The sequence below is a fragment of the Hylemonella sp. W303a genome, from assembly GCF_046452315.1.
In the GTDB taxonomy this organism is placed as follows: Bacteria; Pseudomonadota; Gammaproteobacteria; order Burkholderiales; family Burkholderiaceae_C; genus Hylemonella.
Window position 1 is genome coordinate 182,423 of the sequence record NZ_JBKFDG010000003.1, and the last position, 16,211, is coordinate 198,633.

At 64.9% G+C, this 16,211-nt stretch carries 15 protein-coding genes; 9 read left to right on the forward strand and 6 right to left on the reverse strand.

Annotated elements, in window-relative coordinates:
• Window positions 1-7 precede the first annotated feature (7 nt).
• The 3 genes from ACLBKS_RS07050 to yihA all read right to left on the reverse strand — a co-directional run bounded on the left by ACLBKS_RS07050 (window position 8) and on the right by yihA (window position 2,266).
• Window positions 8-598 (reverse strand): hypothetical protein, encoded by a 591-nt coding sequence (locus ACLBKS_RS07050; protein ID WP_410192090.1) that lies wholly within the window; start codon window positions 596-598, stop codon window positions 8-10.
• 64 nt (window positions 599-662) lie between these two features.
• Complete coding sequence (locus ACLBKS_RS07055) at window positions 663-1,499, reverse strand: glycosyltransferase family 2 protein (RefSeq protein ID WP_410192091.1); 837 nt, start codon at window positions 1,497-1,499, stop codon at window positions 663-665.
• Entirely contained in the window at window positions 1,496-2,266 is a 771-nt protein-coding gene (gene yihA, locus ACLBKS_RS07060; RefSeq protein ID WP_410192092.1) for a ribosome biogenesis GTP-binding protein YihA/YsxC, read from the reverse strand. Before yihA ends, ACLBKS_RS07055 begins: the two co-directional genes overlap by 4 nt.
• 181 nt (window positions 2,267-2,447) lie before the next feature.
• Between yihA and ACLBKS_RS07065 the strand changes: the two genes are divergently transcribed.
• From ACLBKS_RS07065 to ACLBKS_RS07085, 5 genes are all read left to right on the forward strand, one after another.
• A complete protein-coding gene (locus tag ACLBKS_RS07065; protein ID WP_410192093.1) occupies window positions 2,448-3,095 on the forward strand; it encodes a c-type cytochrome in 648 nt (215 codons plus the stop codon).
• A 174-nt stretch (window positions 3,096-3,269) separates the two neighbouring features.
• Entirely contained in the window at window positions 3,270-5,396 is a 2,127-nt protein-coding gene (locus ACLBKS_RS07070) for a cytochrome c biogenesis protein ResB (protein WP_410192353.1), read from the forward strand.
• A 4-nt stretch (window positions 5,397-5,400) separates the two neighbouring features.
• Window positions 5,401-6,756, forward strand: a complete 1,356-nt coding sequence (gene ccsB, locus ACLBKS_RS07075; protein ID WP_410192094.1) for a c-type cytochrome biogenesis protein CcsB — start codon at window positions 5,401-5,403, stop codon at window positions 6,754-6,756.
• A gap of 159 nt (window positions 6,757-6,915) precedes the next feature.
• Window positions 6,916-7,923: a protein-methionine-sulfoxide reductase catalytic subunit MsrP gene (gene msrP / locus ACLBKS_RS07080; RefSeq protein WP_410192095.1), complete on the forward strand. Its 1,008-nt coding sequence runs from the start codon at window positions 6,916-6,918 to the stop codon at window positions 7,921-7,923.
• Between the two features lie 64 nt (window positions 7,924-7,987).
• On the forward strand, window positions 7,988-8,647 hold the full coding sequence (locus ACLBKS_RS07085) for a sulfite oxidase heme-binding subunit YedZ (protein ID WP_410192096.1): 660 nt from the start codon (window positions 7,988-7,990) through the stop codon (window positions 8,645-8,647).
• On the opposite strand, the gene lysA is transcribed toward ACLBKS_RS07085, so the two are convergent.
• Both lysA and lptM read right to left on the reverse strand, forming a co-directional pair.
• Window positions 8,648-9,970 carry a diaminopimelate decarboxylase gene (gene lysA / locus ACLBKS_RS07090; protein ID WP_410192097.1) on the reverse strand — a complete coding sequence of 441 codons (1,323 nt, stop codon included), beginning with the start codon at window positions 9,968-9,970 and terminating at the stop codon, window positions 8,648-8,650.
• Window positions 9,967-10,338, reverse strand: a complete 372-nt coding sequence (gene lptM / locus ACLBKS_RS07095) for an LPS translocon maturation chaperone LptM (RefSeq protein WP_410192098.1) — start codon at window positions 10,336-10,338, stop codon at window positions 9,967-9,969. Before lptM ends, lysA begins: the two co-directional genes overlap by 4 nt.
• Between lptM and cyaY the strand changes: the two genes are divergently transcribed.
• Window positions 10,312-10,641 carry an iron donor protein CyaY gene (gene cyaY, locus ACLBKS_RS07100; RefSeq protein WP_410192099.1) on the forward strand — a complete coding sequence of 110 codons (330 nt, stop codon included), beginning with the start codon at window positions 10,312-10,314 and terminating at the stop codon, window positions 10,639-10,641. The genes lptM and cyaY overlap by 27 nt on opposite strands.
• Before the next feature lie 73 nt (window positions 10,642-10,714).
• Here the strand turns inward: cyaY and ACLBKS_RS07105 are convergent, their stop codons facing one another.
• Window positions 10,715-13,174 carry a penicillin-binding protein 1A gene (locus tag ACLBKS_RS07105; RefSeq protein ID WP_410192100.1) on the reverse strand — a complete coding sequence of 820 codons (2,460 nt, stop codon included), beginning with the start codon at window positions 13,172-13,174 and terminating at the stop codon, window positions 10,715-10,717.
• Window positions 13,175-13,642: 468 nt separating this feature from the next.
• On the opposite strand from ACLBKS_RS07105, the gene pilM reads away from it, so the two are divergent.
• From pilM to pilO, 3 genes are read left to right on the forward strand one after another with little or no spacing between them, the layout of a single operon-like run.
• Complete coding sequence (gene pilM, locus ACLBKS_RS07110; protein WP_410192101.1) at window positions 13,643-14,809, forward strand: type IV pilus biogenesis protein PilM; 1,167 nt, start codon at window positions 13,643-13,645, stop codon at window positions 14,807-14,809.
• Window positions 14,806-15,462: a PilN domain-containing protein gene (locus tag ACLBKS_RS07115; protein WP_410192102.1), complete on the forward strand. Its 657-nt coding sequence runs from the start codon at window positions 14,806-14,808 to the stop codon at window positions 15,460-15,462. Before pilM ends, ACLBKS_RS07115 begins: the two co-directional genes overlap by 4 nt.
• Window positions 15,459-16,130 (forward strand): type 4a pilus biogenesis protein PilO, encoded by a 672-nt coding sequence (gene pilO / locus ACLBKS_RS07120; RefSeq protein ID WP_410192103.1) that lies wholly within the window; start codon window positions 15,459-15,461, stop codon window positions 16,128-16,130. The genes ACLBKS_RS07115 and pilO overlap by 4 nt, the downstream gene beginning before the upstream one ends.
• Window positions 16,131-16,211 lie beyond the last annotated feature (81 nt).

The window sequence follows — 16,211 nt, forward strand, 5'->3', positions numbered from 1 at the left end:
ATCCTGATTAGTCTTTGGTGTAGGGGCGCACCAGCTGCGCTTCGATCGACCATGGGTGACCGTCCCAGCCTTGGTGCGTGAACCCGATGGGCTCCAAGTGATCTCCCGGGCGCATCAGTGTCTTGATCCATTCGAAGGCGATCAAACCCGTGCTAGGGAGTTGAGCTTCCTTCATGCCCAGCGCCATCAAGCGTTGGTCGAGTTGCGCTGAAAAATCCGCGTCGATTTCGATCAGTTTGAACTCCGCGGCGATCGCTTTCTTGTCCAAGGGGCAGCGAAAGCTCCGATAGCTGCGGAAAAAACGGAAGAACCCCTTTGCCGCCGCTTTCAAGCGGCGTATCTTTTCTTCTGAATAGGCCTCGTTCCTCGCGAAAACCAGTGTGAAGTCACCGAGCTTCTTCCTGGCAACCAATTTGCGAACATGGCGAACGACTTTTTTGGACGGTGTTCCCGTATTGGTGATGATGACGTAACGGGTTTTTTCTTGCGGGATGCGATCCACATGCAAGCACTTGTTCATCTGAATGATCACATCCGCCTCACGGATGCGCTCCTCAGTGCCGTCGATGGGGGCGTTCCCAACTAAAAGATATTGCATGAGAACATCCTTCGCCTTGAGCTTTGGATTGGGTCTGTCTGCGCTTCTTGCTTGAAAGAAGGGGTCAGGCGAGCTGCCTGAACCGCTCCGGAAGTTTGACGACGATGCGCAGGCCCAGCATGCCTGGCTTGTTCCAGGCATAAATCGGGCGGAACCATGTCTGTATGAATCGGGCGATCTTGAATATCCGCTCATTCATAACCGCTTGCTTTTCCGTGATGTCATGCACCACCCGCATCCGGGCGCGCTTGAAATGCTTTTGCTCGCCTCTCGCAATGATGTCGGGGTGTTGGTATTTCGCCAGCAGCGCGTCGTAATCTGTGTTGCCCAGGTGCAGCAGGTACAGATTCTTGTCGATGTGGAAGTTGTGGCCCCGGATGCGGTGGAAGCCCCGCCCCCATCTCACGGGTTTGGCAATCACGCTGGCTTTGGTGAAGCGGGTGTTGAGCAGCGCATACCCTCTCTGGGGGAGGATGGCGCGGGATTTGTCCAGCGGCTGTTCATGCGTCAAATGCTGGCCTACATCCAATCCCAGGCCGCTGACGCTCGTGCGGATATCCAGGCTGGATAGATACTGCGGCAGATTCATGCCGGTGTTGGGGTCCACGATCAGGCATTCGTCCGAGTCCGTGCCGATCACCAAGTCGTAACGTTTGAGCAGTTCCGCTGCGCGGTCAGACAGAAAACTCAAGCGGCGGTTTTCCGCGTCCACCACCTTGATACCTTGCTTTTCAACCAGCGTGACGTTGGCTCGGCCTGCGTGGGCGGGCGCTTTTTGATCCAGCCCATCCATGTAGATGTACAGATTTTCCTCCCCCAGCAGTGGGCCGTAGTAGGCCACCCATCGGTTCAGGAAGAACTCATCGTTGCGTGCCATTGTGATGGCTGCGATTTTTTTCATGTTGGATTTTTGTTGGCATCAATCGAAAGCTCGGTGGTTGCGTTGGCCGCATCCGGTGCGGGCCCTCGCGTCCAATCCCACAGCAGTCGGGAAACTTCCTCCACCCCCACGCGTTTGGTGGCCGAGAACAGGCGCACTTCACCCCCACCTGCGTTGAGCTTGGCGATGGACAGGGCCTTGGCCGCCTCGCTGCGCGTGAGCTTGTCTGCCTTGGTCAGCACGATCAGGAACTTCAAACCCTGCTCCACCCGGGGGCGGATGACTTCCAGCAGCACCTCGTCCAGTTCGGTCAGGCCGTGTCGCGGGTCACACAGCAGCACGATGGCGGCCAGGTTTTCGCGGGTGACCAAGTAATTGGCCATCACCTGCTGCCAGCGCAGCTTGTCTTGCATCGGCACGGCGGCGTAGCCGTAGCCGGGCAGATCGGCCAGCACCGCGTCAGTCACCCCTTGCTTGCCCAGGGAGAACAAGTTGATGTGCTGGGTGCGCCCCGGTTTCTTGGACGCAAACGCCAGCTGCTTTTGTTGGGTCAGCGTGTTGATGCAGGTGGATTTACCCGCGTTGGAGCGGCCCACGAAGGCGATTTCCGGCACTTCCAAGGGCGGCAGATGCTGAAGGTCCGGCGAGGTGGTCAGAAAACGGGCCGTGTGCAGCCAGCCCAATGCGGGGTGCTGGGCCGCGTGGGCCGGGGCCGTTTTCCGGGGCGGTGTCGGTGCGCGGGCGTTGGCACGACGCGCGGGGGCTTTGGGGGCGATTGGGGGGGGCATGGCGTCGGGCTGGCAAAGGTGGGGTGCCAAGGCGGCGGTAAGCCGCGAGGCGCTGAGGCCGGGCAAAAATGGCGCGGCGGGCGGCGCATTGTAGAATCGCCGCGTTTGATCCGGGTCATCGGGGCGGTCTTTCCGGCTCCGGGCCGACCGCCGTTTTGCCCAACAACCCTAGAACCAGACCATGAAGTTGTTTGCCCCCCTGATGTTGGCTGCCGCGCTGGCAGCGCCCGCCTTTGCCACCGCCGAGGAAGCCCAGAAGGCCGCAGCCCCTGATCTGGCCAAGGGTGAGGCCAAGTTCGCAGCGGTCTGCGTGGCCTGCCACGCGGCGGACGGCAATTCCACCATCGCCGCCAACCCCAAGTTGGCGGGGCAGCATCCGCAGTATTTGCTCAAGCAGCTGCAGGAATTCAAGAGTGGCAAGCGTGAGAACGCGGTCATGAAGGGCTTTGCCTCGATGCTGAGCGACGAGGACATGGTCAACATCAGCGCCTGGCTCGCGGCTCAGAAGCCCAAGAACGGCTTCGCCACCGACAAGGAGCTGGTGCAACTGGGTGAGCGCATCTACCGTGGCGGCATCCCTGATCGCCAGATCGCGGCCTGCGCGGGCTGCCACAGCCCCAATGGCGTGGGCATCCCGGCGCAATACCCCCGCCTTTCGGGCCAGCATGCCGCTTACACCGAGGCCCAATTGACGGCCTTCCGCGCTGGTGCAGCCAATGCCAAGGCCAGCGGTGCTCGCCTGAACTCCTTGCCCATGACCCAGGTGGCCGCGAAGTTGAACGACCGCGAAATCAAGGCGGTATCTGACTACATCGCTGGCTTGCGCTGATACCGGCGCCGAGACCCACCGCCCCAAATCAAATCCATAACAAGGCGGGCTGCTCACAAAGCAGGCCCGCTTTTTTCATGCCTTTTTCCCGAGCCTTACGTGACTGCTGAAACCCCATCAGACCTTGCCTTGTCAGGTTGGCGCGTGCGCGCATCGCGCGGGCTCAAGGGCGCCATGGAGCTGCTGGCATCCATGCGCTTCGCCATCTCGCTGCTAACGGTAATCTGCATTGCCTCGGTCATTGGCACGGTGCTGAAGCAATCGGAGCCCTATGCCAACTACGTCAACCAGTTCGGTCCGTTTTGGGCCGAGGTGTTTGGCAAGTTGAACCTCTACACGGTCTACAGCGCCTGGTGGTTCCTGCTGATCCTGGCCTTCCTGGTCGTCAGCACCACGCTGTGCATCGTGCGCAACACGCCCAAGATCCTGACCGATTTGCGCACCTACAAGGAAAACATCCGTGCTCAGGCTTTGCAGGCCTTCCGGCATCGGGCCCAGGCGACGTTGGACGAGGCCCCCGAGGCCGCCGCGCGACGCATGGGCGCGGCCTTGGCTGCTCGGGGTTGGAAAGTCAAGTTGCAGCAGCGCGATGACGCAGGCTGGATGATCGCTGCCAAAGCGGGCGCCGCCAACAAGTTAGGTTATCTCGCGGCTCATGGCGCCATCGTGATGATCTGCCTCGGGGGCTTGCTCGACGGGGACTTGATCGTGCGCGCCCAGATGTGGTTGGGTGACAAGACCGTGTACAGCGGCGGTGGCCTGGTGTCCGAGGTGGCGGCTCAGCACCGCCTGTCCGACCGCAACCCCACCTTCCGCGGCAACCTGCTGGTGGCCGAGGGCACGGCGGCGGACACGGCCATCCTCACCCAGCCCAATGGCATCGTGTTGCAGGAATTGCCTTTCGCGGTGGAGCTCAAGAAGTTCATCGTGGAGTACTACCCCACGGGCATGCCGCGCTTGTTCGCCAGCGAGATCGTGATCCACGACAAGGCCACGGGCGAGGCTCGGCCTGCGCGCGTCGAGGTCAATCACCCGGCCAGTTACAAAGGCGTCGAGATTTATCAATCCAGCTTCGACGACGGGGGCTCTTCCTTGAAGCTGCGTGCCTTGCCGATGGACGGCGTGAGCGCCGCGTTCGATCTGGAGGGCCGCGTGGGCGAAAGCACCCGCCTGACCCGCGCCGCGGGCCTGCCGGGCAGCAGCCCCGATCAGCTGACTCTGGAGTACACCGGGCTGCGCGTGATCAACGTCGAGAACATGGCCGAAGCCCAAGCCGGCGGGGGCAGGTCCGGCGACGCGGAGACGGGCGTGGACGTGCGCAAAGTGGATCTGGGCAACCCCTTGAGTGGCCTGCATCAGCGACTGGGCGCCGCCAACAAGCACGATGCCCCCCAGACCTTGCGCAACGTGGGGCCCAGCATCAGCTACAAGCTGCGCGACGCGGCGGGCCAGGCGCGCGAGTTCAACAACTACATGGTGCCGGTCGATCTGGGCGATGGCGTACCGGTGTTTCTGTGGGGCCTGCGTGACACGCCGGCCGAGCCGTTCCGCTACCTGCGGGTGCCTGCGGATGCCGAGGGCGGCAGCACGGACTTCTTCCGCTTGCGCGCCGCGCTGGCCGACCCTTCCCTGCGCGAGCGCGCCGTGCGTCGCTACGCCGCGCGCATGGTAGACGCCAACCGTCCCGATCTTCAGGCGCAACTCGCTGCGTCGGCCTTGCGTGCTTTGACGCTGTTCGCCGGGGCCGAGACACCAACGCAAGGGCGTGCACCGATGGGCGGCCTTCAGGCCATTGCCGATTTCATGGAGAACCAGGTGCCCGCGGCGGATCGTGAGCGCGCGGGCGAGATGCTGATGCGCATCCTCAACGGCGCGCTCTTCGAGTTGCTGCAGACCGCGCGTGAACGCGCCCGTCTGGCGCCCTTGTCCACCGATGCCAGAACCCAGACCTGGATGGCTCAAGCCGTCATCGCATTGGGTGATGCCTGGTTCTATTCCGCGCCATTTGTCCTGCAGCTCAACGAATTCACCCAGGTTCAGGCCAGTGTGTTCCAGGTCGCGCGTGCACCCGGCAAGAATGTGGTTTATCTGGGCTGCGCCTTGTTGATCATCGGGATTTTTGCGATGCTTTATGTGCGCGAACGTCGCCTCTGGGTCTGGCTGGCACCGGCCCTGGGCGCGGCTGCTGCCGATGGCAGCGTGGGCAGCCAGGCGACCCTGGCCCTGTCGACCAACCGCGAGACCCTGGACGCTGACAAGGAATTCGAGCAACTGCGCGGCAGGCTGCTTGGCAAGGAGTGACAAGATGAACACCACCACCCTGACATTGAACGAAGGCTACTTCTCGCGTCGCAACACATTCGATTGGGTTTTCGCGCTGTTTTTGCTGGTCGGCGGTGGCTACGCCTTTGCGCGTTACCACACCGCAATGGATGTGTACGAGCAAGCCATCCTCGTGCTTTCCGTGCCCGCTCTGATTGCCTTGGGATGGTTCTGGCGCCCCTTGCGGGCCTTGAGCCTGGGCGTCGCCTTGCTCGCCTTGTTGGCGATTGCTTCCTACCAGGGCGTGGATGCCCAGGGGGTGTCCGCAGGCGACTTGGCACGCGCCGAGCAGGTGTTCTGGCTGAAGTACTTCCTGTCCAGCCAGTCGGCGATCCTCTGGATGAGCGTGCTCTTCTTCATGAGCACGGCGTTTTATTGGCTGGGCATGTTCAGCCGGACCCAAGGCGCGACCCTGGAACTGATCGGCTCGCGCCTCACCTGGGCCGCGGTGGTGATGGCGCTGACCGGAACCATGGTGCGTTGGTACGAGAGCTACCTCATCGGCCCTGGTATTGGCCACATTCCGGTCAGCAACCTCTACGAGGTCTTCGTGCTGTTTTGTTGGATGACCGCGCTGTTCTACCTCTACTTCGAGCAGCAGTACGCGACGCGCGCCATGGGCGCTTTCGTGATGCTGGTGGTCAGTGCGGCGGTCGGTTTCTTGCTTTGGTACACCGTGGTGCGCGAAGCGCACGCCATCCAGCCCTTGGTGCCTGCCTTGCAGAGCTGGTGGATGAAGCTGCACGTGCCCGCCAACTTCGTCGGTTATGGCACCTTCGCCTTGGCGGCCATGGTCGCCTATGCCTACCTGATCAAGAGCCAGGCCGAACAAGAAGCCCAAAACGGCTTGCGCTGGTACAAGCTCGCGCCGCTGTGGATCTTCGGCGTCGTGCTGTGCTTCGTGCCCATCGCGTTTCGCCAGAAGATGGAGGGCGGGGGCAGCTATTGGCTGGTGTACTTCATCGTCGCGGCGCTCATCGTCGTTGGCATTCTGTTGGGCCGCAAGCGCATTGCCGAGCGGCTGCCTTCGGCCGAAGTGTTGGACGACGTGATGTACAAGTCCATCGCCGTCGGTTTTGCCTTCTTCACCATCGCCACGGTGCTGGGCGCGCTTTGGGCGGCCGAGGCCTGGGGCGGCTACTGGAGCTGGGACCCGAAGGAAACCTGGGCCTTGATTGTCTGGCTCAACTACGCGGCCTGGTTGCACATGCGGCTGATGAAGGGCCTGCGCGGCACGGTCGCCTCCTGGTGGGCGCTGGCTGGGCTGGGCGTCACGACCTTCGCCTTCATCGGCGTGAACATGTTCTTGTCGGGCCTGCACAGCTACGGCACGCTGTGATGCCACGTCCCGTGGCCAGCGGGGCGTGATTCTCGAGGGCGTGCCGCGACGCACGTACTCACGCATGTACGTACGTGTGAACAAGCCCTAGCGCACTCGGGCGTGCATGTTTTTCCCTCTGGGTGTAGGCTTGCGCGCTTCGGAACAAGGAAGACCACCATGCTGATTCGCACGCAGAACCAGGGTTACGACCATCCCATTCCCAGTGACATCACGCCCGCGTCGGCCTATCAGCGGCGGCGCGACTGGCTGCGTTGGATGGCCTCGGGCGCCGCAGGCGCGGCCCTCGCTGCGTGGGCTGGCCGCGAGGCCCTGGCACAAGGCGCCGCCACGACCCCGCGACCGGGCAAGCTGGCGCCCCTGCCGGGGGCGAAGTCCGCCGTGGCGGGGGCCGCCACGATGGAAAAGCCGACTCCCTACGAAGACGCGAGCACCTACAACAACTACTACGAGTTCGGCACTGACAAGAGCGATCCCGCGCGCAACGCTCACCGTCTCAAGACCACGCCCTGGACGGTCAGCGTGGAAGGTCTGGTGAAGAAGCCGGTCAAATTCGCCCTCGAAGACCTGCTCAAGCTGGCCCCGATGGAAGAGCGCATCTACCGCATGCGCTGCGTGGAAGGCTGGTCCATGGTGATTCCCTGGGTGGGCTATTCGCTTTCCGCCCTGATCAAGAAGGTGGAGCCCTTGGGCAGCGCCAAGTACGTCGAGTTCGTGACCCTGGCCGACCCCAAGACCATGCCCTTCGTGGGTTCGCGCATCCTGGACTGGCCCTACACCGAAGGCCTGCGCCTGGACGAGGCTTCGCACCCGCTGACCTTGCTGAGCTTCGGCATGTACGGCGAAGTGCTGCCCAACCAAAACGGCGCGCCGGTGCGCCTTGTGGTGCCCTGGAAGTACGGTTTCAAGAGTGCCAAAAGCCTGGTGACCCTCCGCTTCACTGAAAAGGAACCGGGCACCGCCTGGAACAAGGCCGCGGCCAACGAGTATGGGTTCTACTCGAACGTGAACCCCGACGTGCCTCACCCACGCTGGAGCCAAGCCACCGAGCGCCGCATCGGCGAGGACGGCCTGTTCGCCAAGAAGCGCAAGACCCTGATCTTCAACGGCTATGAAGCCCAGGTGGGGCAGCTGTACGCGGGCATGGACTTGAAAAAGTTCTACTGATGGTCCGCCGTGTCGTGACGGGCCTGACCCGACCCGCCCGGTCCCCGCGTGCCAGGGGGGGCACATGAACCAGTGGCTGCTGCATCCGGTCACCAAGCCGCTGGTCTTCGTGCTGTCGCTGCTGCCTTTCGCCGCGCTGTTCCACGGCGCTGTGACTGACCAGCTGGGCGCCAATCCGGCGGAGCATTTGATCCGCTCCACGGGTGAGTGGGCCTTGCGCTTCCTGTGTCTGACGCTGGCGGTCACGCCCTTGCGCATGCAATTCGGCTGGGCCGCGCTGGCGCGTCTGCGCCGCATGTTGGGGCTGTACGTGTTTTTCTACGCCCTGCTGCATTTCCTCTGCTATGCGGTCTTTGACATGGGGCTGGGCCTGGACGAAGAGGCTTGGGGGGCGATCCTGCGTGACATTCCCAAACGTCCCTTCATCCTGGTGGGCTTCGCCGCCTTGCTCTTGCTACTGCCCCTGGCTCTGACTTCCTTCAACCGTGCCATTCGCGCCCTGGGCGCGCCGCGCTGGCGGATGCTGCACCGGCTGGTCTATGCCGTGGCCTGCCTGGCCGTGCTGCATTTCTACTGGATGCGCGCGGGCAAGCAAGACTTCGCGGAGGTCGCGGTCTACGGCGCCATCCTGGCGCTGTTGCTCGGTTGGCGCATCGTGCGCCGCTGGCGCGGTGCACGTACCCAGGTCCAGGCGGGGAAACAGGGCGCCTCTGGCGGCGCTTGATCAAAGCAGGATGTCGTGGCGGAAGCTGTCCGCCGCGCTTTCGCGTCGACGGATGAGCGTGGCCTTTTCGCCCTGAACCAGCACTTCGGCGGCGCGTCCTCGGGTGTTGTAGTTGCTGGCCATGCTCATGCAGTAGGCACCTGCCGAGAGCACCGCGAGATGATCGCCGGTCTGCACGGCCAATGCGCGGTCATGGCCGAGCCAGTCGCCGCTTTCGCAGATCGGGCCCACCACCTCGTAGTTCACGGCGCCACCGGCCTGGGCTGGGTCACGCGGTGCCAGCGGCACGATCTGGTGGTAAGCCTCGTACATCGCCGGGCGGGGCAGGTCGTTCATGGCCGCGTCCACGATGCAGAAGTTCTTCTGCTCGCCAGGCTTGAGGTAAAGCACTTCGGTCAGGCACACGCCCGCATTGCCCACCAGGGAGCGGCCCGGCTCGATGAAGATGGCCTTGCTGCCGTGGCCACGCGCGTCCAGTCGGGCCAGCAGCTTATGCCACAGCGCATCGGCGGCCGGAGGCGTGTCGCCGTGGTAGTCGATGCCCAGGCCGCCGCCCAGGTCGATGTGATGCAGCGCAATGCCAGCGGCCTCGATGGCCTCCACCAGGTCCAGCACGCGCTCCAGCGCATCCAGGTAGGGCCTTTCCTCGGTGATCTGCGAACCGATGTGGCAGTCAATGCCCACAACCTTGAGGCCTGAGAGCCGCGCGGCATGCTGGTAGACCGCCACGGCGCGTTCGTGCGCGATGCCAAACTTGTTGCCTTTGAGGCCGGTGGAGATGTAAGGATGGGTCTTGGCGTCGACATCGGGGTTCACGCGGATGCTCACGGGAGCCACCTTGCCGAGTTCCACCGCCACCTCGTTGAGCACGTCCAGCTCGGCTTCGCTTTCGACGTTGAAGCAGCCGATGCCCGCGCCATCACCTGCGTTCAGGGCTTGACGCATCTCGACGCGGGTCTTGCCCACGCCCGAGAAAATCACCTTCGACGGATCGCCGCCCGCCGCCAGCACGCGCTCCAGCTCGCCGCCGGAGACGATGTCGAAGCCGCATCCGGCGCGCGCGAAGAGTTGCAGGATGGCCAAGGAGGAATTGGCCTTCAGCGCGTAGCAAATACGCGCCTTTCCCTGCGCAAAGCGACTCGCCAAGCCACGCTGGTAGGCTGCCAGCGCATCCAGCATGGCTTGTTGCGAATACACGAAAAGCGGCGTGCCATGGGTGCGGGCCAGATCGGCCAGACGCACGCCTTCCAGGTGGAGTTCCTGGCGGGTGGAGGTGGCGCGGTAAGCCAGATGCGGGTGGCCGGGCAGCAGGGGAGCGGTCATGGTTGTTCTTCTGGGAGGGCGTAAGGGTCGTCGTATTCAGGGTCTTGCGCGGCGGGGTCCTGGCTGGCCTGGTCTTGGGCTTCATCCGGATTTTTGGACGGCATGAAGGGCCAGAGCGATCTGGGCAAGCTGGCTCGATGGGCTGCCGCCGGGTCCTTGGGCAGGTAAAGCTTGCCGGTTTGCCCGCAGCCCGAGAGCAGCAGCGAGCCGGACACGCCGATGACGGCGAGGACGGCAGGGGCAAAGGCGCGGCGTCGCGCGGCTGTGAGGGGGCTGACTAGAATCGCGCAAGCTCTGACGATAGAACGGGCGATTGCTCGGGTTTCCAACATCGCGAAATTATGACTGACCTGGAATTCATGGACCATGCCGAGGCGGTGCTGCGCGCCATCGAGGCGAACTGCGACCGCATCAACGACGCCAGCAACGCGGACATCGACAACCAGCGTGTCGGTGGCATGGTGACCCTGGTGTTTCCTGATCGCAGTCAGATCGTCGTGAACCTCCAGAAACCCTTGCATGAGATCTGGCTGGCGGCGCGTGCCGGCGGTTTTCACTACAAGTTCGACGGTCAACGCTGGATGGACACCAAAGGCCAAGGCGAATTCTTCGCCAGCCTGTCGCGCCACGCGAGCGAGCAGGCCCGCGTGCCCTTGACGTTCTCGGCCTGAGACCTAAGCCGCACGGCGGACACGACGCGGATATTCCCGTCCCACGCCTGGCCCGGCGGCCCCGACGCAGGTCTCAGTTGCGGCGGAACAGGTCCAGGATGCGCGAACGTTCTTCGCCCTGCGTGGCACCCGGCGGTTCATCCGCAGGCGGGTTGTAGGGCAGGTTGGGCATGATGCCGCCCGGCAGGGTCATCATCACCCCGCCGTTGTCTTCGTCCAGGCCCAGGGACTTGACGCCCCCGTCTTCGGCGTACTCAGAGTACATCCAGTCGATGCCGGTCTGCACCACGCCTTCGGGCGGAATCACTTCTTGCACCGGCACGCCGCGCAAGGCGTGCTCCATGTAGCTGATCCACACCGGCAGGGACAGGCCACCCCCCGTTTCCTTGTCGCCCAGCTTGCGCGGCGTGTCATAGCCGATCCAGGTGACCGCCGTCAACGTGGGCTGGTAGCCTGCGAACCAAGCGTCCATGGAGTCGTTGGTGGTGCCGGTCTTGCCGTAAATGTCGGGGCGCTTGAGCTGTGCCTGCGCGCGCGCAGCCGTGCCGACGCGGGCCACTTCCTGCAGCAGCGTGGACATGATGAAGGCGTTGCGCGGCTCCAGCGTGCGCATGGTTTCATCCAACACCACCGGAGGCGTTTCGACCAGCACCTTGCCGTTGGGGTCGGTGATTTTGCGGATCAGCCAAGGGTCGACCAGGTAGCCGCCGTTGGCGAACACGGAATAGGCCACGGCCATTTGCAGGGGCGTGACGGTGCCCGCGCCCAAGGCCATCGTCAGATAGGCTGGGTGGCGTCGTGGCTCGAAGCCGAAGCGCGCCGTCCACTCCTGCGCATAGCGGGGACCGATCGCGTCCAGCACGCGGATGGAGACCATGTTCTTTGAGCGCGCCAGCGCGCGGCGCAGCGGCATCGGGCCCTCGAACACGCCGTCGTAGTTCTTCGGTTCCCAGGGCTGGCCACCCGTGGTTTCTGGTTCGAAGAAGAGCGGGCCGTCGTTGACCACGGTGGCGGGCGTGAAGCCTTTTTCCAGTGCGGCCGAGTAGATGAACGGCTTGAAGCTGGAGCCCGGCTGCCGCCAGGCCTGGGTCACGTGGTTGAACTTGTTCTTGTCGTAGTCAAAACCGCCCACCATCGCATGCACCGCGCCATCGCGCGGGTCCAGCGAGACGAAAGCGCCTTCCACTTCGGGCTGCTGCAGGATTTCCCAGCTGGCGGCCTGGTTCTTGGTCGGGTCTTCCGTGCTGTGCAGACGGATGCGCACGACGGCGCCGCGACGGATCTTGAGCGTCGGCGCGGCCCGTGACGACAAGCCATCTGCCGCGTAGCGCAGACCGGCGCCGGTGATGTCCAGCGTCTCGCCGTCCTGACGCATCACCGTGACCTTGCGTGGATCGGCCTCCAGCACCACGGCACTGAGCAAGTCGCCGTTGTTCGGGTGGTCCATCAGCGCTTCGGAGACCGCTTCGGAGATCGCGTCCGCGTTGTCGGTGGTTTGCGCGGGTAGCGGGATGACTTTTTCCGGGCCGCGATAGGGCTGGCGGCGCTCGTAATCCATGATGCTGCGGCGCAAGGCCGCGTAGGCTACTTCCTGTTCGCCCGAGCGGATGGTCGTGTACACGCGCAGGCCGCGGGTGTAGGTCTCCTCCCCGTACTGGGCGAAGATGATCTGGCGCACGATTTCCGCGGCGTATTCGGCGTGTCCCTGGCCCGGGCGTTCGCCTTGTGCCGTGACGGTGCGCACCTGGATTTCCTCGGCGCGGGCGGCCGCGGCTTCCTCGGCCGTGATGAAGCCGTTGTCCAGCATGCGCGAGATGATGTAGAGCTGACGGGCGCGCGCGCGCTTGGGGTTGCTGATGGGGTTGTAGGCCGACGGCGCCTTGGGCAGGCCGGCGAGCATCGCCGCTTCGGCGACCGAGATGTCCTTGAGTGGCTTGCCGAAGTAGGTTTCCGACGCGGCGGCGAAGCCGTAGGCGCGCTGACCCAGGTAGATCTGGTTCATGTAGATCTCAAGGATCTGGTCTTTCGTCAGCAGGTGCTCGAGCTTGTAGGTCAGCAGGATTTCGTAAATCTTGCGCGTGTAAGTCTTCTCGGACGAGAGGTAGACGTTGCGCGCGACCTGCATCGTGATGGTGGACGCGCCCTGGCTGTTCACCCGCCGCAGATTGGCCAGCACGGCGCGCGCCATGCCCACATAGTCCACGCCGCCATGTTGGTAGAAGCGCGCGTCCTCGATCGCGAGCACGGCATTGGTGAGCGCGCGCGGAATTTTCTCGATCGGGACAAAACGGCGGCGTTCCTCGCCGAACTCACCCAGCAGGTCGCCTTCGACCGAATAGATCCGCAGCGGCAGCTTGGGGCGGTACTCGGACAGGTCGGACACATCCGGCAGATTGGGGAAGGCGAAGGCCATGGCCAAAGCCACCAGCATGAGGCCACTGAGCAGACCGGCCACGCCGATGCCGGCAACCCACGCGGCGATGCGCGCGACCGGATGCAAGGTGGCCCAGCGTCGGGAGAACGTCGATTTCATGCGGGCGAATTGTGCGCCCATCGTGGAGGCACGGGGCGAGGAAGATGGATCGTCGGCGGACATGGGGGCTGTCGTCTTGGCCGGGCGGCCTCGGAGCTAGGGGTTCTGGGGCAGGACCATCCAGGCCGTGAGCCTGTGCGGGCGGGTCCAAACCGGGTTGGCGACGTGCCCGGGCGTGATGGCCCGGGCGGCATATCTTTTCCGAAGAGCCGCCATTATAAAAATCAAGTGCCCCCGAAACGCTTGGCCGTCCAGGCCCAGGGGTTGAGATGGCAACAATCTGCGAGCTTGGAGTGGAAAAAATGTGAGTGCAAGCTTTTAAAGAGAGGCTTGGTAAACCTCGGACTCCGACCGGCGAAGGGGAGACCCACTGCTACGATCCAAACGCCTGCCCACGATGATCGGATCGCTCTTTCAACGGCATCAACGGCAGCACCCGCTGGGGTTTCATCACGAGGAGGGCCGCCCATGTTGTTCCCGTCATCACGTCGCCGGTCGGCGCCCATCTTGGGCCTGGACTTGCAGCCCGACGCGGTCAGGCTGGTCGCGCTCGCTCAGACCCGCGATGGGCTGCCGACTCTGGAGCAGCGCGCTTGTGAGCCCTTGTCGCCCGCCTGGATGGTCGAAGGCCGCATTGACGACTTCACGGCGGTGACCCAGGCTGTGTCCCGCTTGCTGCGCCGTGCACGCCCGCGCACCGACCAGGTGGCCTTGGCCCTGCCCGAGGCGGCGGTCATCACCCGGCGCATCCGCTTGCCCCAGCTGTCGAGTCGAGACCACCTCGAGGCCCGGGTGCGGATGGAGGCCGAGCAATTCCTGCCCTTCCCCTTGCAAGAGGTCTACCTTGACTACGGCGTGGTGACGCGGCGCACGGCGACTGTGCAGGCTGCGGGTCAACCGAAGCATGACGATGCGCGCCGAGTGCAGCCCGTCGACGTGCTGCTGGTGGCCGCGCGGCGCGAGCGCGTGCGCGACTTGCAGGCCTTGGCCGAAGCCGTCGGTCTCGAGCCTGTGGCCGTGGACGTCGCCACCTTCGCGGCGCGGCGCGCCATGCTGCATCTGTTGGCGCGCTCCAAGCCGGCCCCTGCACCCGACCTGGCCCCGTCCGCAGCCGTTGCACTCACGGCCAGGGCGGTGCTGGAGCTGCGCGCGGACCGCATGGTCTGGTGGTTGGTGCGCGGCGGACAGATCGTCGATGAAGGCGAATGTGCTGGCGCTCCAGGCGCGGCGCCTGAACCGCACGGCGACCTCGCCCTTGCCTGGGCGGTGGCGCGGGATGTGGCGCAGGCGTTGACCCACGCGCACGATGTCGAGGGCCACCCCCAACACCACCCCCAACACTTCCCACAAGGACACCTCCCGCTGGGCAGCGGCACCACGAGCCTGGAGGCCGTTTGGCTGATCGGCGAGCCCCAGTCCTGCGCGGCGTGGGTCGATCCCCTTGCTCGTCTGCTGGCTTGTCCCTGCCGGGTGGTGAATCCCTTCGAGGGCATGCCGCATCGACGCCAGCCGCCGTGGCGCATCGCGCGCCGCTCGCGCAAGGGCCTTGCGGCGCAAGGGCCCGCGCCAGAGACCGACATGGACTGGGCGTATCTGCAGGCCTGTGGCTTGGCCCTGCGCCAGTTCCAGCCATGACCGTCACGATCAATTTACTGCCGCGCCTGCACGGCGCGCACCCGCGATCACGGGCCGCTTTCAGAAGGGCCGTGCTCTGGGCCCTCGCCACGGGCTGTGTCATCTCGGGCCTGCTGCACCTTCACTGGCGCGAGCGCCTGGCCGCCCAGCGCGCGCTCAACGACCTGCTCGCGCGCGAGATCGCTCAACTCCAACAGCCACTCCAAGGCCTGCCAGGGCTGCGCGCGCAAGTCGATGCCTGGGCCGAGTTGCAGAGCCACCGCTTGCGCGCCGCCCGCGTGCTGAGCGCGCTGCCCTCGGCCTTGCCCGATTTTGTCTACCTCAAGGGGCTGACCCTCGAAGCCGACCTGGTGACCCTGCGCGGCGTGGCGCGCTCCGACCATGATCTGTCTGGGCTGCTGCGCCACCTGGGCGGGCCGCCGTCTGGCTTCCAGCAGGCCGAGCTGGTGGAGTTGTTGGGCGCGCCGATGCCGATCGCCCTGGCCGTGCCGGGCACGGAGCCCCTGCGCGCCGAGGCAAGGTCTGGCGATGCCGACCTGTCGGGGCAAAGCCTCCAATTCACCGTCCGTGCCCGGCTGGCACCGCTTTCCGGGGGGAGGTCCTCGGCCGTCTCCAAGTCGGGAGCGGGTCAGCAAGGGGAGTCCACACCATGAACGCCAGATCGTGGGCTGGGTCCACCCCGCCGGCCGAATGGCCGCGCGCCGCGCGTTGGGGCGTGTTGGCCCTGGTCGCCGCGCTGCCCTTGGCGCTGCCCGCCTGTCTTGGTTTGAACGACGACGCGCGCGTTTGGCATCAATTGCAGGCGCAGGCCCAGCAGGCGCGTGACGACTACCGAGGTGGGCTCGCGCGCAAGCAGGCCATGGACCTGGCGCGCGAGCACCGGGATGCCTTGGGGCGTGCGCTGTGGTCCTGGCGGCCCGGCGATGCCGCACCTCCGCCGGAGCCGGGCTGGACCGAATCCTTGCTGCGCGACATCCACCAGACCGCTCAAGGCCCCGCTGTGCGCCTCGAGCTGTTCAGACCGGGGCCGCCGGTCACGCGGCCACATCACGTGGAGTTGCCGTTCACGCTGCGTGTGGTGGGCACGTACCGCGAACTCGCGGCTTTTGCCGCCGCGCTGGCGGTTTTGAACCAGGCGGTCGTCGTCGATCGCCTGACCCTGGCCGCGCGATCGGGCGCGGGGCCAAGCGGTGACACGACCGCCGAAGCCCGCGGGCTGTTGACCTTGGATTTGGCCGCCCGCGCTGTGCGCATGCCCCCGTCCCCTGAGTCTGCGGCGCCAGCGGCGCGCACCTCAACGTCCTTGGAGCCTCGTGGATGAAACTGCGCACGCCAACGCCAACGCCAAAGTTCGCGTCCTTTCCGCTGCCGTGTTCTGAAGCCTTGCGTGTTGCAGGAGCGG